Below are 23047 nucleotides of genomic sequence, written 5' to 3' on the forward strand. Positions count from 1 at the left end.
AAAACCCGGGGCGCAATAAAAAAGAGACCCCGTTCGGAGCCTCTGATTAAAACATCGGATTTTCTTCTATGAATGTATATATGTTGTCAACCAGTTCAGCAGGCGTGCCTCCCGTGACCACTTCGCCGTTGACCAGGGCGAACAGGGACTCCATGCATTTCCCGCAATAGCTTAAACAGCCGTATTCAAGCACGTCCAAGTTCGGATCCTTCTCTAAGATCTCAAGTGCTTCCTGGGAACCGCGCGCTAAGTTGCTGACACAGAATTCAATCATCGGATTCATGCGGTTTCACCTCACATATGTACCTTATCCTAACGGAATTTCCTCTATTCGTCAAAGATCCGGTTTCACGTTCAATGTTATCGTAACATATTAATTCAGGTTAAAGGTTTTACTATTACGTGTTTTCTGGTCAATTTGTAGGTTATTTTAAAACTATTATTGTGGTTTTAGATCAAATTCGATATAATTCTAGATGTTATTTTACATAGTTCGTTATTTTGTAACAACATTGACTACCATATTTTTCGGGCAAAAGGGGAATCATTATGAAAAAATTGGTCTTGATCGGCGGGGGTTACGGAAACATGCGGGTGCTGCACCGCTTACTGCCGAACCAGCTTCCGTCAGATATATCCATCACGCTGATTGACAGAAACCCGTATCACTGCTTAAAAACAGAATATTATGCGCTCGCCGCCGGCACGATTTCTGATCATCATATCAGGGTGTCTTTTCCTGAGCATCCGAATCTGGATGTTCAATACGGTGAGGTGGCTTCCGTCGACACGAAAAACAAACAGGTTCTGTTTCATGACCGCGAACCGATTTCTTACGATGACGCGGTGATCGGACTGGGCTGCGAGGATAAGTATCATAACGTGCCCGGCGCGCCGGAACATACTTACAGCATTCAGACCATTGATCAGTCACGCGAAGCCTATCAAAAGCTGAACAACCTCGGCGCCAATGCATCTGTCGCTATCGTCGGAGCGGGATTAAGCGGCGTGGAGCTTGCCAGTGAATTAAGAGAGAGCCGTGACGATCTGAAGATTATGTTATTTGACCGGGGCGACCTGATTTTATCAAGCTTTCCGAAAAGACTCAGCAAGTATGTTCAGAAATGGTTTGAAGAACACGGCGTCACCATTATCAATAATGCGAATATTACAAAAGTGGAAGACGGGATCGTTTATAATCATGATGAAGGAATAGCGGCCGATGCCATCGTGTGGACGGCGGGAATTCAGCCGAATAAAGCCGTCAGAGAACTGGACGCTGAAAAAGATCCGCAGGGGCGCATCATTTTAACACCGCATCACAACCTTCCGGGCGATGAGCATGTTTACGTCGTCGGTGATTGCGCGAGCCTGCCGCATGCGCCGAGCGCCCAGCTGGCTGAAGCACAGGCGGAACAAATTGTGCAGATCCTCCTGAAACGCTGGAACAATGAAGAGCTGCCGGAAACAATGCCGCAATTTAAGCTGAAAGGCGTTCTCGGTTCACTCGGAAAAAAAGCGGGCTTCGGTCTTGTCAACGACCGTCCGCTCATCGGGCGTGTGCCCCGTTTATTAAAATCAGGCCTTTTATGGATGTACAAGCATCATAACGGCTGATAAGAAAAAAGCCGCTGATTGCGATCAGCGGCCATTTTTAAGAGCCCGCAACATAGCCGCGCTTTTCCATTTCTTCATATATATCTTTTAAATGCGGATTCCCTTCCCCCACAATGACATCCTCCACCAGCACGAGCGGATAGAAAAATTCATCGTTTCTGATGCGCTCCGCAAGCTCTTCTGTCTCCTTTTGCTGAGGCGGTGCGTCAATATCAATATACCGCATGTGAAAAGGCTGCTCCGGATATTTCCGTTGCAGCGCCGCCCCCAGCCATTCAAACGTATCTTTGGCGCTCGGCATATTCACGCAGCTTGCGCAAAGCGTTTCAGCGCCGTAAACACTGAGCGTAACCGGCTTTGTCATGTATATCATCCCCTTTACACCAGTATACAAAGGACGGGGCAGCTTTTGTATAAAAAACGGTTTTTATGTTCAAGTTTAAATATGCTATAATGGGGAAAGCAGCTTTGCAAACCAAACATTAGATTTTTACCGTTACTGTGAATATAATGGTTTTATGTATATGAAAGGAGCGAATCTCATGACTGAGGTTGAAATGAAAGAGCAAGTACAGGAAGTATTGGATAAATTACGTCCGTTTCTGCTTCGTGACGGCGGTGACTGTGAGCTTGTTGATGTAGACGAAGGCATTGTAAAGCTTCGCCTCCTTGGCGCATGCGGCAGCTGCCCAAGTTCAACGATTACGCTGAAAGCCGGAATCGAACGCGCCCTTCTTGAAGAAGTACCGGGTGTCGTTGAAGTAGAACAAGTATTTTAATCATAAAACCAGGCTGCATGACAGCCTGGTTTTTTATTTTTTACAAATAGTCATCAAACCATGAACAAATATAACGGATGCGTTTCATCCGCTGTTCCGGATGGCCGCTTCTCGACAGCTCATGCGTAGCTTTCGGAAATCGGATGAACGACGTCGTTTTGTTCAGTTTCTTCAATGCAGTAAAAAGCTGCTCCGCCTGCTCTATCGGACAGCGGTCATCTCGTTCACCGTGCAGGATCAAAAGCGGCGTCGAAACGCGGGACGCATATTTTACAGGAGAACGATCCCAAAGCTTATCCGCTTCCTCAAACAAATCATGCCCGAGCTGCCAGTCGGTAAAAAAGAAACCGATATCGCTGACACCGTGGAAGCTGAACCAATTTGAAATGGAGCGCTGCGTGACGGCTGCTTTAAAACGGTCTGTCTGTCCGACAATCCAATTCGTCATAAACCCTCCGTAGCTTCCGCCCGTCACACCGAGACGGCCGCTGTCAATAAACGGATACGCCTGAACAGCTTCATCCACCGCCTGCATGACATCACAGTAATCTCCGCCTCCGTAATCACCCCTGACACGATTGACAAAATCCTGTCCGTAGCCATGGCTTCCTCTCGGGTTGACATACACGACAGCATATCCTTGTGCGGCCAGCACTTGGAATTCGTGAAAATACGTATGGCCGTACATCATGTGAGGCCCGCCGTGTATGTATAGAATGAGCGGATAAGTTTGATCCTCTTCAAAAACGGCGGGCTTTAAAAACCAGCCGTTTACCGTCAGCCCGTCCTTTGTTTCATATTGCAGCTTTTCCGGAACGGATATGATGCGCTCCTCAATAAACCGATCATTGTCGGATGTCAATTGCTTCTCTTCCCCATCTTCGAGCGAAATGCTGTAAAGCTCGGAAGGCTGTGCGGGTTTGGCAATGACAGCGATACAGCTTTTCTGATCAGGATGAAAAGCAAAACCGTTCACATACTCTTCTTCTAATCGGATCGGATAGACGAGGCCGTCAATCGAGATATAATAAATACCGGTGCTTCCCTGCTCGCTCCCGAGAACGTAAAAACCCTGCCCGTCGTTTGTCCATACCGGCCGGGGCGTCACTCCTCCTATGATTGAATCCGCAATCAGCGCATCGCTCAAATGAACATCCAGCATGTCGGTCAGGCAGGAGAGCCGCTCAGTTTTCACGTCGTACAGCCATGCTTTCTCTAAAGTCGCATTGCGAAATTCATTTTCATGGCCCAGCATCGCGATATAAGAACCGTCCGGTGAAAACACGCAGGAACCGAAAGAACCGCGGTGCGGCGTAATCTGCTTCAGGCTTCCATCCGCCAGATTCATCAGATAGACATCGCTCGGCTTTCCGGCGTCACCCAGCTCGCATAAATTGGCGGTAAACGCAAGCTGCCTGCCATCCGGTGAAAAGGCCGCGTCATAATGATCCGCTTCATGATCCGTCAGCTGCTGAATCTCCCCCGTTTCAAGATGAATCAGCACAAGCTGGGCCCAGCTTCCGTTCAGCAGGCCTTTCCCGTCACGTTTATATGTTAATGACTGAATGTCAACCGGCTCATACTCGTCATGCTTCTTTTTTTCTTTCTCATCGGCGCGCTCCGCTGATGTCAGACTGACGGACACAAGCACGGATCTGCCGTCGGGCGCCCATATCGGATCTGATACGCCCCAAGGAATATCGGCCGCCTGCTTTGCCTCTCCGCCGGCAGCGTCGATGATGTACAGCTGAGGGACGCCGTTCTCCCTGTCAGAAACAAAGGCGAGGCGCCGTCCGTCAGGTGACCACCGCGGACTTGTATTTCTGTTGTCCCCGAAAGTCCACGGGTTTGAGATGCCGGATTCTGTGTCATATATCATAATGGCTGAGGAATAGGAATCACGCTTATGATTGACTGTTGTCCGGACGTAAGCGGCTCTTCTGCCGTCAGGGGCATATTGCGGGTCTGTCACGGATACGAGAGTCGCAATGTCCTCCTCGGTTATGAGTTTTTTCAATCGTTTCTCCTCCTTTTCTTTTTTATTTCGCTTCCCTAAATAAAAATCCTTCTCCAGAAAAAGAAAGCGTCCTTCTCTGATGGGAAGAACGCTTTTTTATCATTATACACTTTTCACCTGTTCTAAAGGATTCCGTTCAATTACGCTTCCTTCTGACGGGACGGTAAGCGCCGCAATCTCACAGTGGGGGAAATGCTCAGAAAGCTGTTTTCTCAGCTCTTCTCCCTTTCCTTTTTCAATTAGGACAAGAATCGTCGGTCCCGCTCCGCTCAGCGCCGTTCCGTAAGCGCCTTTCATTTCGGCCGCATGTTCCACCTTTGAAAGCTCAGGAACAAGCATGGCGCGGTACGGCTGATGGAGGATGTCTTTTCTCATCATTTTCCCGGCGAGCGCCCAGTCATTTGACATGATCGCAGCAACGAGAAGGTTGCTGACGGCGCTTGCTTTAACGGCGTGCCGGTACGGCAGCTCTTTCGGGAGCACGTCTCTTGCGTCCCTGGTCAGAACTTCGTAAAACGGAATCACTGCCACAACGTCGATATCCGCTTCGGCCACACGCACGATATGTGTTTCACCTTCTTCGTGAAGGCCGATCACAAGCCCTCCTGCAAGAGAAGCAGCGGCATTATCAGGATGCCCCTCTTCAAGACTGGCTAAGTGCAGCTTGTCGCTTTCCGACAGCTGCAGGCCGCATAACTCATCCGCAAGCTCAATGGCGGCGACGATAGCGGCCGCGCTGCTTCCGAGACCCCGCGCAAGGGGGATGTCACTCCATACTTTGACATGGGCGGGCGGCAGCTCTTTCTGATAGCGGTCAGCCGTCCGTTTGGCGACTTGATAGATGAGGTTGTCCGTTCCTTGAGGGATGCCCGCGACAGTTTCGGTTTCCGCCGAGAACTGCCATTCATCGTTTCGGAAAACCGAAAGCTTCAAATATCTGCTGAGCGCCATCCCGACGGAATCAAACCCAGGCCCTAAGTTGGCGGTGCTTCCCGGAACCGTAATGGAAAACAGCATCTCCGCCTCATTCATACACGCGCCGCTCCATTTAAGTATTCCAGAATACTGTCCTCATCTGTCGGCAGCGTAATCGGTTTTATGTCAGATACGTCTACAGCCGTGTTCGGATCTTTCAGGCCGTTTCCGGTCAAAACTGCGACAACTTTGCTGCCTTTTGGAATTTCACCGGATTTTACCTGTTTCAAAACGCCGGCGATGGATGCACAGGAGCCCGGTTCGGCAAACACGCCTTCTTCACGGGCAATCAGCTGATAAGCGTGAAGAATGTCTTCATCTGTGACTTCATCAATTTTTCCGGCTGATTCTTCCGCAGCGAGCACCGCTTTGTCCCAGCTGGCAGGATTCCCGATTCGGATTGCCGTCGCAACGGTCTCTGGATTTTTAATGACTTCGCCGCGGACGATAGCCGCAGAACCTTCCGCCTCAAAACCGCGCATCTTCGGAAGTCCGGTGCCGTTTTTCTCATGGTATTCTTTGAACCCTTTCCAGTAGGCCGTGATATTCCCGGCGTTTCCTACCGGGATCGCCAGAATGTCCGGCGCTTCGCCGAGCTGTTCGCATACTTCAAAGGCCGCTGTTTTTTGCCCTTCAATCCGGTAAGGGTTTACTGAATTCACTAATGCAATCGGTGATTTTTCGCAAATCGACCGGACGATGGCCAGCGCGTCGTCAAAGTTTCCGTCAATCGCGATGATTTCCGCACCGTACATGACGGCCTGCGCAAGTTTTCCGAAGGCGATTTTTCCGTCCGGGATGATGACGATGCATTTCATGCCGGCTCTCGCCGCGTATGCCGCAGCTGCCGCGGATGTGTTCCCTGTAGAGGCGCACATGATGGTATCATTGCCTTCTTCTTTCGCTTTGGCGACCGCCATGACCATGCCGCGGTCTTTAAAGGATCCCGTCGGATTAACGCCCTCTGTTTTCACATGCAGTTCAATTCCGAGCTTTTCGGAAAGTTTCGGCAGGTGAATCAGCGGCGTGTTGCCTTCATGCAATGTCAGGGCCGGCGTCTGATCCGTCACCGGCAGAAATTCTTTATATTGATGGATGAGTCCTTTCCACATTAGCTCCAACCGTTCCCTTCTACGCGATATGTGCTTTTTACTTCTTGTACGACTTCGAGGTCATTTAAGTTTTGCAGAATGTCACTGAAATCTTCTTCCGATGTATGATGCGTGACGATGACGATTTCCGCGAGGTCGTCATGGCCTTTGATCGGCAGCTGCAGAATTTTTTCAAAGCTGACGCCGCGCTCTGAGAAGGCCGATGTGATTTTTGAAAAAGAGCCGACCTGGTCTTTGACGTGAATTCTTAAAAACTGCTGGGCATAGATATCAGACGGCTGCTTCAGATTTCTTTCAAACTGCGGGGCGACAAAGCTGTTTCCGTTTACGCCGAGACGCATGTTTTTCATGACCGCGACCAGATCGGAAACGACCGATGTCGCAGTCGGCATGCTTCCGGCTCCGGGGCCGTAAAACATCGTTTCGCCGACGGCTTCTCCGTACACGTAAACGGCATTAAACTCGTTATGCACCGCAGAGAGCGGGTGATGATCCGGCAGCAGTGTCGGCTGAACGCTGACTTCGATTTTATTGTCATCACGCTGGGCGATGCCGATCAGCTTCATCGTATAGCCGAGCCGTTTGCTGAAGCTGATGTCTTCATCCGTTATCCGGGAAATTCCTTTTACTTTGACATCGTCCAGATCGACATTCATAGAGAAGCCGAGACGGGCTAAAATCGCCATCTTGCGCGCGGCATCGAGCCCTTCTACATCGGCGGTCGGGTCCGCTTCCGCGAATCCGAGATCCTGCGCTTCCTTCAGCACTTCTTCATACGGGCTTTTTTCTTTAATCATTTTCGTTAAGATGAAGTTCGTCGTTCCGTTGACGATTCCCATCATTTTTGTGATCCGGTCAGAGGAAAGGCCTTCTTCGAGCGTGCGTAAAATCGGGATTCCGCCGGCGACACTCGCTTCATAATACAAGTCACAGCCATTTTCCTTTGCGGCGGCTAAAAGCTCTGAGCCATATACGGCGATCAGATCTTTATTTGCGGTCACAACATGTTTTTTCGCTTTCAAGGCATCAAGAAGATATTGCTTCGTCTGTTCGACACCGCCGATGACTTCAATAATCACGTCGACTTCAGGGTCATCGATCACATCATAGACTTCTGTCGTCAGCACTTCTTTCGGCAGGTCTGCGTCTCGTTTTTTATCAATATCTTTAACTAGCACTTTTTTGATCGTCACCGGACAGCCGACCTGGTGCATAAGCTTATCCTGATGATCTTGTATAATTTTGACGACTCCGCTTCCCACGGTTCCCAGTCCTAACAGTCCAATACGAATCGCTTCCAAAGAGAAACTCCACCTTTCTTCCTTTTGTCCACTAGAAAAGGACAATTGTTAACCCTTCACAGACATTTAAGTTACAAATATTATATAAGCCCGCATTTGTTTTGACAAGCGGCTGAATATTGTTTCTACGGCTATGAAAACGCTTAACACACTGATATGACAAGATTCCCTATTTTCTAAATATTTTTACGTCATATTTTCTTACGAACTGATTCCTTTCCCGAGCCACGCCACAGGCGGGACAAAAACCTGCGCCGACCTGACATTCATCATGTTGTGACATGTCTGTAAAAACTGTTCATAGCGGGTGCAGTCGGCAAGAATGTAGTCAAGCTGCTCTTCGTAATACTGCTTTTCAGAATCATGAGAAATGTAATAGCTCTCCACCGTCTCGAAGAAATGGAGCGGAAACAGCAGGCGGCTGTAAAACAGGCGTTTGGAAAAGGAGGATAACGGCGTAATTTGCTCATATTCCTGCAGAAACAAAAACCCATCTTTGAGCAGGTCGTCACGATGATACAAATATGTGCTGCGCATATATTCCGCAATATCACGGGCAGCATGGTCGAATACCCAATCGCCCGGAATGCGGATCAATGATTCCTCCGACCAGGTATCCCGTTCCATCCGCTGATGGCAGATTGTCCCCGAGTCTTCTGCGCCGGGATTGTCATCCAGCTCCGTATCCACTAAATATTGAATGGCGTTTTCCGCTAAGCCTGAATAATAAGGAAATGCTTCGATCATTTTCTTTTCGAACGGTTCAAGCGGAGACATATGAATTTTCTGCATCCAGAATGATTCCAGCTGATCCACCCGTTTTCCCCATAAGTCCTTCCATTGGCCGATCCTGCCCGCTTCTTTCACTTCGTACGGAAAACCCCGCCCTTTTCTGTGAAATTCGGCAAGCTCCCCTCCGACGGAAAACGACCGGTTTGAGACGGGAATCGGCGCTTTTAAGAGCGCATACGTTTTGCCTTCGTCCTCAAAGGTCAGTTCTCCTTCCTTCGTAAAGATAAACACTGAAACGTATGGGTCACTTTGTTCTTGTAAATACTGACTCATGTAGTAAAGCTCCGTCAGCTCTGATTGCGAAAACCCGGAAACGGGAATTATAAGAAAGAAGGAATTAGGCGTCTGGAAGCATTGGTATTTCTGATAAACGGAAAGCTGTCTGACGTGGATGCCGTATTTTTCTTTAATGATGCTTTTCATCATAATCACCTGCCTGAAAAATTAGAGCTATTCACATCGTAGTCATACGCCGGCGGAATTATGAATACATATTGTAATCCTTTGAATCAAGTGGAGAAACATCGTACACATCGGAAGAGTGTTGTATAAACTAGTAAAAAAAGATTGGGTGAAGCAAATGTCAGAAAAGGAACAACTGAATCAGGTGGAAGCTGTCGCCAGGGTGCGTTTAAAAGAACGGGGGGTTGAGACGGACGATATTGCCGAGCTGGTGTATTTCCTTCAAAAAAAATATCATCCTGATTTGACGATGGAAGTATGCAGGCTCAATGTGGACCGTGTCATCGCAAAACGCGAAGTGCAAAACGCCATTTTAACGGGAATAGAATTAGATGTGCTCGCCGAACAAAAAAAGCTGTCTGAACCGCTTCAGACCATTCTGGCGATTGATGAAAGCCTGTATGGGGTTGACGAGGTGCTCGCCTTCTCTATCGTGAATATATACGGCTCAATCGGCTTTACGAATTACGGCTACATTGACAAAGAAAAACCCGGTATTCTCGGGCGGTTAAATGATAAATCTACGGGCGAATGCCATACGTTTCTTGATGATATCGTCGGCGCAATCGCAGCAGCGGCTTCAAGCCGGCTTGCTCACAGCGCAAGAAATACAGAATAAGGACGGCCGTCATGGCCGTCCCTTTTTTTATAGATGTTCAATCCATTCGGTTAAAGAGTCAATCGCATATGTCGGCTTCTGGCCGTAATCTGCCATATGCTCACGCTTTGTCACTCCGGTATGAACCAGCAGCGTATCCATGCCCGCATTGATGCCGGCCATAATATCCGTTGCATAGTTATCGCCGACCATGAGTGTTTCGGAAATATCCGTTCCGAGCACACGCATCGCCTGTTCCATAATAATGGATTCAGGCTTGCCGATAAAGACAGGCTCAACGCCCGTTGACACCGTCAAAACGGATGTGAGCGAACCGTTCCCTGGTAAAAGCCCTCTTTCAGTCGGAATGGCAACGTCGCCGTTTGTTGAAATGAACCGGGCGCCGTTTCTGATCGCAAGGCATCCCGTTGCCAACTTTTCATATGTAATGCCGCGGTCGATTCCCACAACGACAAAGTCCGCGTTTTCTTCTCCGAAGCTCAGCCCGTTTTCTTCAATGGCCTGACGGATGCCTTCTTCGCCGATCACATACACCGACGCGTCTTTTTTCTCCTGGGCGATATGCTGCGCAGTCGCCATGCTCGTCGTGAAGACCTGCTCTTCAGATGCCGGAATGTCAAAGCTCATCAGCTTGTCCGCCACCTGCTTCGGCGTCCGGGAAGAATTGTTCGTCACGAATAAATACGGAATGCCGCGCGCTTTAAGCGTTCTCACGAATTCACACGCTTCTTCGATTTTTTCCGTCCCGTTGTACATTGTGCCGTCCAAATCTATCAAATATCCTTTATAATCCTTCATACTCAACACTCCTGTGGATTTTCTCACTCGTTGTTATTTAAATGCGGAAACAGGCCCTAATTCTGTTTCCAGGTAGGTTCTTACACGGGCCGGAAAGGCTTTCAGCACATCTTTGTTTGACGTGATCAGCGTAAACAGCTCCTGATGATCGGCGTGCTGATATTCCTGGACAAGCTGCTTTCTGGAAGAGATCAGTTGCTTCAGCTTATTCCCTTCATCCTCAGCTACCACCTTTTCATCCGTCAGAATATCCATGATGTCGTCATAACTCCCCGGATCGCGCATGATAAAGCCGTCAATCATATCATTTCCGACATCGAGAATGCATTCGATCATAAGATGGCTGATCCGCTCAAGCGCCCTTTTTTCGATCTCGCTCTCCCATGCAGGCGTGCTGTCAAACAGCGCCAGCTGGGTCTCAAAAAAACGGAGTGTTTGTTCGATATTATTTCTGTCAACAAAATACACGTGACAGCATCCCCTTCTGCATCAATTATTTTCTGATTCGTTTTAAAACAAAATACGCGCAGCCGAAATTGCAGTATTCGTAAATGTATTCGTCCAATGTGCTGATTTTCGTTTCAAAGGTTGCTTTTTGATTCTGGTCATCAAAGAAGCCTTTGAGCCGCAGCTGACTGTATCCCCAGTCTCCCACAATGTAATCATATTTATTTAATATGTCCGAATAGCGGGCTTTGAACGCTTCTTCATTAAAGCCGTTTTTAAAATCGTGTACGAGTTCAAACTCGGCATTTTGAATAAGAATCATGTCTTCACCTCTTTTATCACTCTTTACTATCATAATTCATTGACTTCTGTCCATCAATTGCAAAATGAGACGGTTCGGACGGACGGAGAATTTTTCCTCTTTATATCCAGTGTAGCGGTTCAGACGATCCTTATTCAAGAATGACTTTTTCCCTGCAAAAACGGCTCCATCACAAAAAACCCAAAACCTGCGGCGTTTTGGGTTTTTTCGGCTTATCTTATGCTTGGGCCTGGCGTTTTTTAGACGCTTCGTTCACTTGTTCATCCGCATGGTAGGAAGAACGGACAAGCGGGCCTGCTTCACAGTGGCTGAAGCCTTTTTGCATCGCGATTTCTTTCAGTTCGGCAAATTCGTCCGGATGATAATATTTTTGGACTTTTAAATGTTTTTTCGACGGCTGCAGGTATTGGCCGATCGCCATGATGTCGACATTGTTCGCAAGCAGGTCGTCCATCACTTCAATAATTTCTTCCTTCGTTTCGCCGAGACCGATCATAATGCTTGATTTCGTCGGGATGTCAGGCTGCATTTCTTTCGCACGGCGCAAGAATTCCAAAGAACGGTCATATGTTGCGCGGGCCCGGACTCTCGGTGTCAGGCGGCGGACGGTTTCAATGTTGTGGTTCAGAATATCAGGACGGGTATCCATTAATGTTTTCAGGTTGTCGTAATTTCCGCCCATATCGGATGGCAGCACTTCAATTGTCGTGAACGGGCTTTTTCTGCGGATCGCCCGGACCGTTTCCGCAAAGACGCCTGCTCCGCCGTCTTTCTGATCATCACGCGCTACGGCCGTGATGACGGCGTGTTTTAAATTCATCAGCGCGACGGAATCAGCTACGCGTTCCGGTTCCTGCAGATCCAGCTCAGTCGGCAGTCCCGTTTTTACAGCGCAGAAACGGCATGCTCTCGTACAGACGGAACCGAGAATCATGAACGTCGCCGTACGTCTGACAGCCCAGCATTCATGGATGTTCGGGCATTTTGCTTCTTCACATACGGTATGCAGATTATTTTCACGCATTAATTTTTTCAGACCCGTATAGTTTTCATTCGTGTTCAGCTTTATTTTGAGCCATTCCGGCTTTCTCAGATGCTCGTCTTTCTTTGCCATTTCCCCATCATCTCCATTATCCCTTTATTCATGTTCGTGTGCGAAAAATTTCTATTTCACGATGGATATAAAACTTGCGGATTTCTATTCAATAGTCACTTTAACATAGGAAAAATTTCTCGACAAGGGAAGAGAATTACTTACATTTTCTCGGATTGTTGCCGCAAACTATTTGTATTCAATCCTGAAAGGAGATCATGTTGTGAAAGTTCTGTTATCTGCTCTTCTCCTTTTATCAGTTTTCTGTCCGGCTGCAAGCGGGAAAGAACAATCGGCTCCTGTTTACGGTGAACGGATGCAGTTGTACCGCAAAGCCGAAGCAGTCACGCAGATTCCTTGGTATGTGCTTGCGGCAGTTGATCAATATGAAGAAAATGTCCGCTCAAACCGAAAGGATCTGCCGGAAAAAGCGGGAATCATCAGCATTTATATTCCGGATCATTTGTGGAGCGGCCCTGAAAATCCAAATCCTAAGGACGATGCGCCTCTCAGCATTAAAGTATTTGACGGGATCGGCCTGGACGGCGACGGCGACGGAAAAGCCGAGGTAAGCAATGATGAGGATATCCTTTATACATTTGCTCAGTATTTAGCGGGATTCGGAACCGATCTTGACCATATCCGCATCGGTCTCTGGAATTATTACCGCCGCGATCAGACGGTCGGCATTATCACCGAATTCATGAAACTGTTTAAAACGTTCGGCCGCCTTGATCTCGGAGAGCACGCTTTTCCGCTTCCCGTGAAGACGGATTACAGCTACCGCAGCACATGGGGCGCCGCACGGGGTTTCGGCGGGCGCCGGATTCACGAAGGAACGGATCTGTTCGCTCATTACGGGCTCCCCGTCAGATCGACCTGCTACGGTATTGTTGAAATGAAGGGCTGGAACCGTTTCGGCGGCTGGAGAATCGGCATCAGGGATATCAATAACACGTATCACTACTTCGCTCACCTGAACGGCTTTGCAAAAGGTGTGCATAAAGGCCAGATCGTCAAACCCGGAGAGGTGATCGGCTCTGTCGGCAGTTCCGGGTACGGACCGCCGGGCACCGCGGGAAAATTCCCGCCGCATCTTCACTACGGGATGTATAAAGATAACGGCAGATCGGAATGGTCTTTTGATCCGTATCCCCATTTAAGGGCATGGGAACGAAAAGAAATCCGCAGGAAAAAGTAAACACACAGCCGCCAGGAAAGATTGCGGCTGTGTGTTTTTATTTATCTTTCTTCTGTTTTTCACTCGGCAGCTGGACGGAAGGCGTCACACCTGACCCGCCGCTTCCGTTATAAAACTGCGGCACCTCTCCTTGAATCGCTTTAATGGAGACCGGAATATTATTTGTCACGACTGATGTCTTACTGGCAAACGGAATAATGACCTTCACTTTTATTTCCACAAAAATACTGATATCGATCAGGGCATTGTTAATGCCGTACGGCTTTATTTTTGTTTTCACATCAGTTAACGCATCACCGATCAGGTTAAAGCGCACGGGGATTTTCGGCCCCAGATTTCCGAGAATGCTGTTTCCCGTGACCTGCCCTAAGGGAATATCGATCATAATTTCATCGGCCGTTTTCGCGCCTTTTTCCGTTTCATGCTGCTTATTGTTCAACTCCGCTTCCTTCAGATGAGCCTGAAGCTGCTTTGTCACTTTCGCCTTCATACTGTTGACCATTTGTGTATTAAAATCCATCGTTGTGACTTTTCCGTTTTCATCCGTTTTCATATCGACCATATCTTTCACATTGTCGCTGTGAGACATGTATTCTTCAATGGATTCCGTAATGACCTCTGTCGCCACCCGTTTGGTTTCCATTTCTCCTATGTTCATCAGCACCGGTTTGATTGAGGAGTTGATCATCCAAAGGCTGATGACCGTCGATATGATAAAAAAAGCAAACGACAGAAGAAGCACATATCGAAAAGGCAAAGGCCCTCTCTTGCGAAGAGCGCTCCGGTATCTAGGCAAGAAAAATCCCCCCTTACATATCACAATGTATGCTTGTAAGAGGGGACATAGTATTTTATTTTCACTCTTAAAAAGTCCCGCTTTCACTCATTCGGGTGAAATGGAACGGCGGGCAGCTACATGACATTACGGCTGCTGCGCGAGCTTCCAGGCGAGCAGATCCCTTAAAAACTCCGGCATAAAGTATTGCTTTTCTTTTGAATCGCGGATGTAAGGGAACAGCTTTCCGAGTGTAAACATATCGAGAACGGCAACCGAGTATATCCGCTCCGGATCAATCTCTTCTCCGTTCACTTTCACATTGAGGAGATGCGTCACACCGTCTTCAAGAATGCCGGCCTCTGCCTCCGCTCCGGCATATACCATCCTGCCCATCACTTCCCCGCGGAAGCCGAGGCCTTTAATCCGCAGCTGCTCCATTTGTTCCGAGGCGGCCTGGCTGATTGTTTCCTGGAGTTCCCTGCCTGAAAGACGAACGGCCACCGGATTGATCGGATGAGGGCAGATACGGTGCAGGTCAAGCTTTGTGACAGGCCCCTTCTGTAAAGGCCCCAAAATAACGCCTGAATTCACCATGCTGACTTCACAGCCGCACCAGCTTTTCAGCGCCTCGGCTAATAGAAGCGGGAGGGGCGATTCCTCAAACCACTTCACGCCGGCTTCTTCATTCAGGTTGGCCACTTGTTCGGAGAGCAGGTTTTCCGCTTCCCGTTCTTTCTCTTTCAGAAAAGCCGCCGTATCTTCACATTCCCCTTGCCAATCAGCCATTTTCTGTACAGATGCCTGTTTGCTGACAATGGTTCGTGATTCACTTTCTATTGTCAGCTCGACACAGCCGACATAGTTCCCGTATTTCTCCGCACATGCAAGCAATACACCGTTTATGTCCTGTCCGTCCTCAAGAAGGTGGTGCGTATGTGATTCAAGAATGACATCGATGTCCGGAAATTTTTCCGCTGCGGCCCGGTCATCGATCAGGCCTAAATGAGAAAGCAGAATGATGATGTCCGCTTTGCCCTTGATATCGTCAAGTGATTCTTGAATGCTTTTTTCCGCATCCGTCACCGTCCAGCCGAGTTTTTGATAGACGGGATAATACGGCACCGTGACGCCGAGTATGCCGGCGGTCATCCCGTTTTTCAGTGTTTTGATCACGTAGGGCTCGGCCCATTCCGGCCGCTGTCCGTCCGCGTCAAACAGGTTGGACACAATGACGGGAAACGCGGCATGGGTATATAAATCCGCCAGCTCATCGTGAGGCAGCGTAATTCCTTCATTATTCCCGACGGCAGCCGCATCGATCTCAAGCCGGTTTAACAAGTCGACATTCGCTTTGCCGAAGGTCGCTTCCGTTATCATTTGGAATCGGTCCATATGATCGCCGATGTCGAATACGAGTGTTTCCTCCCCGTCTTTTTCATGTTCATTTCTCTTCTGCTTAATATAATGTACAATTTTCGGCCAATTTTCGAAATGGCTGTGCAAATCATTCGTATGATATAAACGGAGCTTCTCTAACATACCATCTCTCCTACCTTTTAGCTGAATATCCCTTGATAAATCAATTCACAGCCGATCAAAATCAAGACGACCCGCATGAAAAGCACGATCGTTTTCGTCTGCACCCGCTTATTGACCCACGCGCCCATTTTGCCGCCGAACCACGCGCCCGGAACGAGGCACAGCGCATACAGCCAATTGACATGGCCCTCTGCGATATGTGACACGGAACCCGTCACGGAGGATAAGAAAATAATGAGCATTGACGTCGCCACAGCCACTTTCGGCGGGAACAAAAATAACAGCATCATGGCCGGAACCATAAGAGAGCCGCCGCCAATGCCGAAAAGACCGCCCAATAAACCGACGAAAAAGGCAATCACGATACCGGTGAAAATACGGTACGAATATGTATAAAGCTCACCCGATTCATCCTCATATGTCCGGATCATGCCTTTATGCGCTTTATTGACCGGTTTTGCTTTCGCCTTCAGCATTAATGTAATGGAAATCAAAATCATAAAAAGTCCGAACCAGACGGAAAACGTATGCGCATTAAAAAGTTTAGACAAATACGCGCCGATGATGCTTCCCGGGCCGGAACCGATAAAAAAGATCAGTCCGCTTTTGTAGTCAACGGTTTTATATTTCATATAGGCCAGAGTTGATGACAGGCCCGTAAAAATAATCACCAAAAGGGACGTGCCGATGGCAGTCTGCGGTGTTACGTCATGGAAAAACGGAGTCATCGTGCTTAAATAGAGCATTGCCGGCACGATGATAATTCCTCCCCCAAGCCCGATCAGGCTGCCGACCGTTCCCGCGATAAATCCTAATATGATCAAAATAAGATAAGACATGTGTCTTGAAACCTCTTTTCTAGCTGAATAGGTCGAGCTGCTTCGGAGCAAGCCCGGTATATGAGATATCTAACATTTCAAGCATCTCAAGGCCGTTATCGGCGGCGTCTCCGCCTGAGTTATTGTTGAAGAGCACATACAGATTGCGCGACTGCTTTTTCAGCTCCTGAAGATTGTTTTTCCAATCTTTGAGCTCCTGTTTGTTATAGCGGTATAAATATCTGACCTCACGCCAGTTTTGTCCGCCGTCTGGTTTGATCCAGCCCTGCTTGTTCCGCCCGTGAAAACGGACAAGCGTTTTTTCTTCATCCGTTGCTTTCAGGACGGTCGGAATGCTGCCCTCGCCGATTTGTGGCTCGTCACATATGCTGTGAATCCAGCCTTCCTCCTTCATAAAGGAAAGCGTCTGTTCATAAAATGGCGGGGAAAACCAAGACCGGTTGCGGAATTCAAGCGCGCACGGGATATCGCCCATCTGCTCCCTGCACCATCTTAAATATGCGACGTTTTCTTTCTTGCAGTCAAACCACGGCGGGAATTGGAACAGCACCATGGCAAGCTTTCCATGCTCTATATACGGCGATAATGACAGCTTAAACGCCTCAAACATTTCTTCCTTCGATTCATAGGGAATATCGCCGCGCTGATGGCCCGTCATTCCTTGATATGCCTTAATGACAAATTGAAAAGATTCCGGCGTCTCTTTGACCCATCTTTCATTATTGCGGGCGGGCTGTATCGCGTAAAAGCTCGCGTCCAGCTCAACGATGGGAAAATGGGAGGAATACACCTGCAGTTTTTGCGGGCCCGCTGTTTTAGGCGGATAGATGCTGTCATGATCCCCCCACCCCGTCAGTCCGATATAAATCACAATCCTTCACCTCTCACTCTAGTTTATCACAGGTGTTTTTCTCTTTCTGTTTCCATGTTTTTTCTGAATGCACTTTTCAGGAACCGGTACTGATGTTCATTGGTGTCCGAAAATGCCTCATCTCTGGAAGAAAGAATGTGCTGATAGACGATCGGCTCTGAAAACTGACCGCTCGTGAAATCATATATCTCCCCGTCTATTCGGTTATAAAAATGCCAGCTTGCGCCGGTTTTTGTTTTGAGAATGTCACCGCCGTAAACATCCTGGATGACTAAAGCCGTTACGCCGCACTGGCCTTTGGCCGGGCAATCTTCCGTCCATTTTGTACTAGTCTTGCGCGGCCAGGATGCCGTTAATATGTTCAAGATTTGATCATACAATGTGCTTTACTCCTTTTTATAAAAAGATACCACGAGACCCGCTTTCCAAACGACAAAAAAGAGCCGATTCTCATCAGAGAATCGGCTCTTTTATTTCAGAAGGCTTCAGGAATGTTCCGAAAGCCCCGCTCTGCTTACGGCCGCCATCCTGATACACACAGCGCCCCTTACTGTAGGTTGCAGCAATTCGGTATGGAAAGGTGTGGCCTTCATACAGGCTTTGCTTATGTTTGGAAAACATCGTTTCTTTTGTGACGGTAAAAGGTTCCGGCCGGACGATGGCAAAATCAGCGTCAAATCCTTCTTCAAGCCGGCCTTTATTCGTTAACCCGAAGCGCTTGGCAGGTGCTTCGGCCGTCCATCGGGCCACATGTTCAAACGGAATCCCATGATCGATCGCTAATTGAATCATGCCGAGAAGCGTAAATTGGCCTCCGCTGATCCCGCCCCACGACAGGAACATATTATCCTCGCGTTTCAAAGACGGATGACAGGGAGAATGATCCGAAGACACCATATCAATCAGGCCCTCTGCCAAAACCCCGATCAATTCCTCTTTATCAGCCTCTGAGCGGAGCGGCGGAGCGCATTTGGCGGCCGCCCCTTTTTTGAGGAAGTCTTCAAAGCTGAATAATAAGTAGTGCGGACACGTTTCAACGGTGACATCCAATCCGTCTTTTTTCGCCTGCTGAATGGAGAGCACGGCCCGTTTCGTGCTGATATGTACAAAATGAAGCGCGCATCCCGTCGCTCTTGCATATTCAATCGCCCGCTGCACAGCCTCGCATTCGGCCTCTTCCGGACGGGAGGAAGCGTAAGCGCGGACATCAATTTTCCCTTGGAGCGCGTACTCGGCTTCAAGGAATCGGGTGAGGGCGTCGCTTTCTGCGTGCAGGGCCAAAACCTTGCCGCACGCCGCGATTTCCTTCATTCCCTTTAAAAGAGTCCGTTCATCGGCTGATTGAAATTCATCCGTTCCCGATTTAGACAGAAACGCTTTAAACCCGATTGCCCCCGCTTCTGCCATCGGCCGGATATGTTCGGTATATCCGGGCATCAAACCGCCCCAAAGCGCAAAATCAACCGCTGACTTCCGTTCGGCGATTTCCGCCTTTGCCAGCAGGTTTTCAGCAGTTACCGTCGAAGGGATGCAGTTAAGCGGCATATCAAAATAAGACGTACAGCCGCCGGCAGCCAGCATGTTTGAGCCGGTTTCAATGCCTTCCCATTCTTCGCGGCCGGGTTCATTGAAATGCACGTGACAATCGACCGCTCCCGGAAACACATACATGCCGTCCGCCTGCACCACTTGTTCCGCGTTTTCGTCAATGCCGGGCCCGATCAAGGCGATTTTCCCGTCCTTGACGGCGATATCAGCCCGCTCTGTTCCGCCTTTTCGCACAGCTTTCGCACCCTTTACAATTACGTCATAGGCCATTTTATCTTCCTCCCTGTAAGGATGACGATTTTCTGTCAGTTTTTATCACAACATGCGTCTATGATTGCCAGTTTACTGCTACTATGATCGTAATACATCAGCAAAACCGCTATAATTTTTGATGATTTTTATTCATATTAACCAATGGTTGTCTTTAGAACCTGAAAGGAGACTGACTGATGAACATTTATGACGTGATGAAGATTCCCGCTTATGAGCGGGCCGCATTAATCGCAGGCAAATCCGGCGGCTGGAGGGAGGTGCAGCACGTCAACATGATGGATGCGCCGGACATCGCTGATTTTTTACATAAAAACGAATTGCTCGTCACGACGGCTTACCACTTGAAGGACCGCCCGCAGCTGTTGAAAGATTTGATCCGCCTCATGGCAAAACGGGGCTGCGCGGGACTGGGGATCAAAACGAAGCGTTATCTTAATGTCATTCCGAAAGATGCCGCGGAGCTTGCCGACCGGTATGAATTTCCGATTATTGAGCTGCCGGAAGACATCAGGCTCGGAGATATCGTCAACGCCACACTGAGCCATATTCTTGATATGCGTTCAAATGAGCTCCAGCAGGCCATTTACGCCCATAAAAAATTCACAAACCACATCATGAGCGGCAAAGGGCTGCAATCCCTGCTTAAGAAGCTCTCAGACATTCTCCGGCTTCCCGTGCTGCTTTTGGATCAGCATACAAAACTCTTATCATCGTCCCACCGCATACCCATTGACACGTCTTTATTGAAAAACATCTGTTATTCCCTTTCCGGGCCTTATTTCACCTGCTTTTCCATGCTGTCCGACAGAAAGGCGTATTCTGTCCTGCCGATTCTGAATGTTGAAAAAAACTGCGGTTATCTGGTGATACCGGAGCTGGTGCAGACCGCTGATAAAGGCATGATTTTGACTATTGAACAGGCGGCTAACGTCATTTCCTTTGAACTGCTGAAAGAAAATGCCGTCAAACAATTCAGCAGACGGGCGCGCAATGAATTTTTCAGCAATTTCATCGACCGCTCGTTTACCGGCCATGAAGAAATCAAAAGCCGCGCCAAAGAATTCCGGCTCCGCTGGGATCAGAAATACATGTGCATTTGCGGAAAGCTTGACCGAAATGAGAAAACGATCAGCTTTACCGAAAATCAGCTCGTTTCCGATCATGTATTTGATCTGCTTGAAGGGGAGCTGTCATCCTTCCCATTTCCCCCTCATCTCTTTATTAAAGGAAATGTCGGTATTCTTTTAATTGAAGCGACAGACAGCTGGAATGAAATGCACGCGTCTGTCATCAGCTTTTTGGAGCAGTTTCAAAAGCAGGTCCGGACGCAGTTTAAACGGACTGTCTCCTTCGGCATCTCAAACATATGCCAAAAGCTGATCGACGTCCCTGACGCTTTTACTGAAGCTTCAGACGCCATTTCATCCGGGCATTTGTCCAGAAGCGCGGAGTTTATTCAAATCTATCATGCCAAAGACGTGCCGGAGCTGCTCCGCCTGCTTCCGGCGGAAGATGTGAAGAAATTTTACCAAGCCACCCTCCAAAGCCTGGCCGACCGGCAAAAGGAGGACCAAAGCCTGCTTCATACGCTGTCTGTTTATCTGGAGACCCACTGCCAGATTTCAGAAACGGCTAAGCGCCTGTACGTCCATCGAAATACGGTGATCTATCGTTTAGAAAAATGCGAGGAACTGCTCGGCAAAAGCTTAAAAGATCCGGAGACGACGATGCGCCTGCGGCTCGCGCTGAGAATGCAGCGGCTGATCGGTTAAGGAATTGCTGCTACCCTCAAATGAATTCCACTCTCATTGGCGTTTCCGCCAAAAAAATACGAATATTTCAGTGATAAAGCCTGATGCCACCCCGTCTTCCGCATACTAACGTGTTTTAAACATCACATTCGGAAAAATGAGGGGTTGAAATTAGAGAAAAACAATAATACTAGCCATGCTTACAATCAGCTCACAGTATGTAGCTGCCATATATGCAAGAGCGATTACAATGCCTTATTCGGCGGGCGCGTAATAAATTTGAGGCCCGATGAGCTTTCTTGCCTTTTAACAATTGATTTACTGACGTGCGGCCCTGCCACTTTGCTGAAAACCATGTGGGGCGCATCAATCGGTATCGGCCTATGCTTGGCAGATTTTTTGCATCTTAATGATAATTACCGCCTGATCTCCATCACTGGAATGAATATACAGTCCTGCGAGATGACAGCAGCCAGCTGCTATTTGTCCATTTATAAATCGGCGGGACAGAGGATCGTACGGAGAGCCGCGCGAAGACTATAGTGCCGCGGAACAGGTTCGTGACATAGCCGCTTCTGTATTTCACAAACAAGCCCCCTCGATACCGAATCTGGTTTAGATGCAGATTTCCCTAGCTGTTTCACATTACCTTCCAATCTCAAAATCATACATGGGATACAGTCGTCGGTGAGATTCCATGTTCGGAAGGAAAAACGAAGACGGGCGGCTCGACTTCTCAGCGAACAGATGCAGCTCGGAGAAAGATGGAATCATACGGGTGCTCGCTTCTCCTGCTTGGGCTTTCCATGCATTTTCACACCATGACGCATTAAAGAACTACCACATTCTGCTCCTGCTCATCCTATTTGGCTATCAGGTTGTAATACTCAATGAAAAGGATGCAGGGGTCCCCTGCATCCTAAGTACATTTAGAAAATTTTCAGCCTCTAAACATTAATTAATTTAGAAGAATAATTATTACTAATCAGTCGAAATCAAGTTTTAGATATTAGCGTTTCCATTTACTTGAATTTACAGTTTGAATTAGTTCTGAGTGTTTCCAATTGTTATAAAGTTTCACTTTTACACGAGTTGAAGCAGATTTTTTAGCGATATTTGTAAAAGTAACATTCAATTTTTTTCCGTATGATGCATTACCGGAAGCAGTATCAATAGTCTTCCATGAACCGCTTGTATACCGCTGAAGGTATAATTTACAATAAGCTGCGGTCTCCCATGTGCCTGATCTTCCCAATTCAACTGTGGCATTAACGTTTTTGTAGTTATCTGATGTATGTATATATGATTTTGCAGAAACAGTTCCAGTATTGTAAGTAAAGCTCGTTGTTTTGCTTACTGCTTGCGCTGATTGACTTAATCCTATAATCAGGCCAAAAGTCATAATACCTGCTAACAATACTGCTAGAATATTCTTAGTTTTACTTCTCATGATAAATCCCTCCATTAATAATTATACTTGTAAACACAAGACTATTATACATTCTAACCCATATTTTCCGATTTTTAAAGACTAAATAATCTTTTGGTTGCAAAAACTAGATAAGAATACGATGAGTTTTAAAAAGACATAGTATGAAATTTTTAAATAACTTTTAAAAACGACATCTGATAAGAACAAAAGCCTCCTCCTCATTTTCTCCTCAGTTCTCATTTATTTTGGTAAATGATGGAGTTTGTTGTGATTTTTTAGCCGAAAAGCCGTTTTTTCTGTGCGTATCAATCTGTTATTGGCTTTCCAAGAGCTTCTGTTGCCGTGTCAACTTTCTGCCTTATTTATTTCTCGACTGCTTGTATTCTGGAATTGCAGAAAATCACGGATGTAGCCGTGGGTACGGAACTCACCAAAAAGGTGTATTCGGCCACTTTATTACTGTCAGCCTGCTTCATATCCT

Annotated in this window: 23 protein-coding genes; 5 read left to right on the forward strand and 18 right to left on the reverse strand. The window is 47.8% G+C overall.

All coding sequences use genetic code 11. From position 1 onward, the window contains the following. Window positions 1-46: 46 nt before the first annotated feature. A complete protein-coding gene (locus ACKTRM_RS14955; RefSeq protein ID WP_007408721.1) occupies window positions 47-283 on the reverse strand; it encodes a YuzB family protein in 237 nt (78 codons plus the stop codon). Window positions 284-549: 266 nt separating this feature from the next. Between ACKTRM_RS14955 and ACKTRM_RS14960 the strand changes: the two genes are divergently transcribed. Beyond that, complete coding sequence (locus ACKTRM_RS14960; RefSeq protein WP_012118347.1) at window positions 550-1617, forward strand: NAD(P)/FAD-dependent oxidoreductase; 1068 nt, start codon at window positions 550-552, stop codon at window positions 1615-1617. A 37-nt stretch (window positions 1618-1654) separates the two neighbouring features. Here the strand turns inward: ACKTRM_RS14960 and ACKTRM_RS14965 are convergent, their stop codons facing one another. After that, window positions 1655-1981: a YuzD family protein gene (locus ACKTRM_RS14965; RefSeq protein ID WP_012118348.1), complete on the reverse strand. Its 327-nt coding sequence runs from the start codon at window positions 1979-1981 to the stop codon at window positions 1655-1657. A 79-nt stretch (window positions 1982-2060) separates the two neighbouring features. Here ACKTRM_RS14965 and ACKTRM_RS14970 point away from each other — a divergent pair, with 79 nt between their 5' ends. Beyond that, window positions 2061-2396, forward strand: a complete 336-nt coding sequence (locus tag ACKTRM_RS14970) for a NifU family protein (RefSeq protein ID WP_169510385.1) — start codon at window positions 2061-2063, stop codon at window positions 2394-2396. 40 nt (window positions 2397-2436) lie between these two features. Here the strand turns inward: ACKTRM_RS14970 and ACKTRM_RS14975 are convergent, their stop codons facing one another. The 5 genes from ACKTRM_RS14975 to yutH form a co-directional block, all read right to left on the reverse strand. Further along, window positions 2437-4413 carry a S9 family peptidase gene (locus tag ACKTRM_RS14975; RefSeq protein ID WP_012118349.1) on the reverse strand — a complete coding sequence of 659 codons (1977 nt, stop codon included), beginning with the start codon at window positions 4411-4413 and terminating at the stop codon, window positions 2437-2439. A gap of 102 nt (window positions 4414-4515) precedes the next feature. After that, the gene (gene thrB / locus ACKTRM_RS14980) at window positions 4516-5445 is read right to left on the reverse strand and encodes a homoserine kinase (protein ID WP_012118350.1); all 930 of its coding nucleotides are present in this window, start codon (window positions 5443-5445) and stop codon (window positions 4516-4518) included. Then, on the reverse strand, window positions 5442-6500 hold the full coding sequence (gene thrC, locus ACKTRM_RS14985) for a threonine synthase (protein WP_007408726.1): 1059 nt from the start codon (window positions 6498-6500) through the stop codon (window positions 5442-5444). Before thrC ends, thrB begins: the two co-directional genes overlap by 4 nt. Continuing rightward, entirely contained in the window at window positions 6500-7801 is a 1302-nt protein-coding gene (locus ACKTRM_RS14990; protein ID WP_003151938.1) for a homoserine dehydrogenase, read from the reverse strand. The genes thrC and ACKTRM_RS14990 overlap by 1 nt, the downstream gene beginning before the upstream one ends. Window positions 7802-8002: 201 nt before the next feature. Beyond that, the gene (gene yutH / locus ACKTRM_RS14995) at window positions 8003-9019 is read right to left on the reverse strand and encodes a spore coat putative kinase YutH (protein WP_094032802.1); all 1017 of its coding nucleotides are present in this window, start codon (window positions 9017-9019) and stop codon (window positions 8003-8005) included. Between the two features lie 154 nt (window positions 9020-9173). On the opposite strand from yutH, the gene ACKTRM_RS15000 reads away from it, so the two are divergent. Further along, on the forward strand, window positions 9174-9674 hold the full coding sequence (locus tag ACKTRM_RS15000; RefSeq protein WP_012118352.1) for a phosphatidylglycerophosphatase A family protein: 501 nt from the start codon (window positions 9174-9176) through the stop codon (window positions 9672-9674). A gap of 27 nt (window positions 9675-9701) precedes the next feature. On the opposite strand, the gene ACKTRM_RS15005 is transcribed toward ACKTRM_RS15000, so the two are convergent. The 4 genes from ACKTRM_RS15005 to lipA form a co-directional block, all read right to left on the reverse strand. Beyond that, window positions 9702-10472, reverse strand: coding sequence for a TIGR01457 family HAD-type hydrolase (locus tag ACKTRM_RS15005; protein WP_007408728.1), 771 nt, complete (start codon window positions 10470-10472; stop codon window positions 9702-9704). 33 nt (window positions 10473-10505) lie between these two features. Beyond that, window positions 10506-10940, reverse strand: coding sequence for a DUF86 domain-containing protein (locus ACKTRM_RS15010; protein ID WP_012118353.1), 435 nt, complete (start codon window positions 10938-10940; stop codon window positions 10506-10508). 25 nt (window positions 10941-10965) lie between these two features. Beyond that, window positions 10966-11241: a YutD family protein gene (locus tag ACKTRM_RS15015; protein ID WP_003151928.1), complete on the reverse strand. Its 276-nt coding sequence runs from the start codon at window positions 11239-11241 to the stop codon at window positions 10966-10968. A 217-nt stretch (window positions 11242-11458) separates the two neighbouring features. After that, the gene (gene lipA, locus ACKTRM_RS15020) at window positions 11459-12355 is read right to left on the reverse strand and encodes a lipoyl synthase (protein ID WP_003151923.1); all 897 of its coding nucleotides are present in this window, start codon (window positions 12353-12355) and stop codon (window positions 11459-11461) included. Between the two features lie 202 nt (window positions 12356-12557). Here lipA and lytH point away from each other — a divergent pair, with 202 nt between their 5' ends. Further along, window positions 12558-13535 (forward strand): L-Ala--D-Glu endopeptidase, encoded by a 978-nt coding sequence (lytH, locus tag ACKTRM_RS15025; protein ID WP_012118355.1) that lies wholly within the window; start codon window positions 12558-12560, stop codon window positions 13533-13535. Window positions 13536-13572: 37 nt separating this feature from the next. On the opposite strand, the gene yunB is transcribed toward lytH, so the two are convergent. From yunB to ACKTRM_RS15055, 6 genes are all read right to left on the reverse strand, one after another. Beyond that, window positions 13573-14331 carry a sporulation protein YunB gene (gene yunB / locus ACKTRM_RS15030; protein WP_012118356.1) on the reverse strand — a complete coding sequence of 253 codons (759 nt, stop codon included), beginning with the start codon at window positions 14329-14331 and terminating at the stop codon, window positions 13573-13575. 126 nt (window positions 14332-14457) lie between these two features. Next, entirely contained in the window at window positions 14458-15852 is a 1395-nt protein-coding gene (locus ACKTRM_RS15035; protein WP_012118357.1) for a bifunctional metallophosphatase/5'-nucleotidase, read from the reverse strand. Window positions 15853-15869: 17 nt separating this feature from the next. After that, the gene (locus tag ACKTRM_RS15040; protein WP_007613562.1) at window positions 15870-16691 is read right to left on the reverse strand and encodes a sulfite exporter TauE/SafE family protein; all 822 of its coding nucleotides are present in this window, start codon (window positions 16689-16691) and stop codon (window positions 15870-15872) included. Window positions 16692-16710: 19 nt separating this feature from the next. Beyond that, window positions 16711-17562, reverse strand: coding sequence for a DUF72 domain-containing protein (locus tag ACKTRM_RS15045; protein WP_012118358.1), 852 nt, complete (start codon window positions 17560-17562; stop codon window positions 16711-16713). Window positions 17563-17588: 26 nt separating this feature from the next. Beyond that, window positions 17589-17942 carry a YunG family protein gene (locus tag ACKTRM_RS15050; RefSeq protein ID WP_012118359.1) on the reverse strand — a complete coding sequence of 118 codons (354 nt, stop codon included), beginning with the start codon at window positions 17940-17942 and terminating at the stop codon, window positions 17589-17591. A 73-nt stretch (window positions 17943-18015) separates the two neighbouring features. Beyond that, the gene (locus ACKTRM_RS15055; RefSeq protein ID WP_012118360.1) at window positions 18016-19380 is read right to left on the reverse strand and encodes an allantoinase; all 1365 of its coding nucleotides are present in this window, start codon (window positions 19378-19380) and stop codon (window positions 18016-18018) included. 179 nt (window positions 19381-19559) lie between these two features. Here ACKTRM_RS15055 and ACKTRM_RS15060 point away from each other — a divergent pair, with 179 nt between their 5' ends. Beyond that, window positions 19560-21155, forward strand: a complete 1596-nt coding sequence (locus tag ACKTRM_RS15060; protein ID WP_012118361.1) for a PucR family transcriptional regulator — start codon at window positions 19560-19562, stop codon at window positions 21153-21155. A gap of 988 nt (window positions 21156-22143) precedes the next feature. On the opposite strand, the gene ACKTRM_RS15065 is transcribed toward ACKTRM_RS15060, so the two are convergent. Beyond that, window positions 22144-22584 (reverse strand): hypothetical protein, encoded by a 441-nt coding sequence (locus ACKTRM_RS15065; RefSeq protein WP_041482215.1) that lies wholly within the window; start codon window positions 22582-22584, stop codon window positions 22144-22146. Between the last annotated feature and the right edge of the window lie 463 nt (window positions 22585-23047).

The organism is Bacillus sp. D7-8 (assembly GCF_052055895.1).
Classification (GTDB): domain Bacteria; phylum Bacillota; class Bacilli; order Bacillales; family Bacillaceae; genus Bacillus; species Bacillus velezensis.

Coding starts and splice junctions, on each gene's coding strand:
- ACKTRM_RS14955 (WP_007408721.1), bottom strand. CDS start 283: ATGAATCCGATGATTGAATTCTGTGTCAGCAACTTAGCGCGCGGTTCC.
- ACKTRM_RS14960 (WP_012118347.1), top strand. CDS start 550: ATGAAAAAATTGGTCTTGATCGGCGGGGGTTACGGAAACATGCGGGTG.
- ACKTRM_RS14965 (WP_012118348.1), bottom strand. CDS start 1,981: ATGACAAAGCCGGTTACGCTCAGTGTTTACGGCGCTGAAACGCTTTGC.
- thrB (WP_012118350.1), bottom strand. CDS start 5,445: ATGAATGAGGCGGAGATGCTGTTTTCCATTACGGTTCCGGGAAGCACC.
- thrC (WP_007408726.1), bottom strand. CDS start 6,500: ATGTGGAAAGGACTCATCCATCAATATAAAGAATTTCTGCCGGTGACG.
- yutH (WP_094032802.1), bottom strand. CDS start 9,019: ATGATGAAAAGCATCATTAAAGAAAAATACGGCATCCACGTCAGACAG.
- ACKTRM_RS15000 (WP_012118352.1), top strand. CDS start 9,174: ATGTCAGAAAAGGAACAACTGAATCAGGTGGAAGCTGTCGCCAGGGTG.
- ACKTRM_RS15005 (WP_007408728.1), bottom strand. CDS start 10,472: ATGAAGGATTATAAAGGATATTTGATAGATTTGGACGGCACAATGTAC.
- ACKTRM_RS15015 (WP_003151928.1), bottom strand. CDS start 11,241: ATGATTCTTATTCAAAATGCCGAGTTTGAACTCGTACACGATTTTAAA.
- lipA (WP_003151923.1), bottom strand. CDS start 12,355: ATGGCAAAGAAAGACGAGCATCTGAGAAAGCCGGAATGGCTCAAAATA.
- ACKTRM_RS15035 (WP_012118357.1), bottom strand. CDS start 15,852: ATGTTAGAGAAGCTCCGTTTATATCATACGAATGATTTGCACAGCCAT.
- ACKTRM_RS15040 (WP_007613562.1), bottom strand. CDS start 16,691: ATGTCTTATCTTATTTTGATCATATTAGGATTTATCGCGGGAACGGTC.
- ACKTRM_RS15055 (WP_012118360.1), bottom strand. CDS start 19,380: ATGGCCTATGACGTAATTGTAAAGGGTGCGAAAGCTGTGCGAAAAGGC.
- ACKTRM_RS15060 (WP_012118361.1), top strand. CDS start 19,560: ATGAACATTTATGACGTGATGAAGATTCCCGCTTATGAGCGGGCCGCA.
- ACKTRM_RS15065 (WP_041482215.1), bottom strand. CDS start 22,584: ATGAGAAGTAAAACTAAGAATATTCTAGCAGTATTGTTAGCAGGTATT.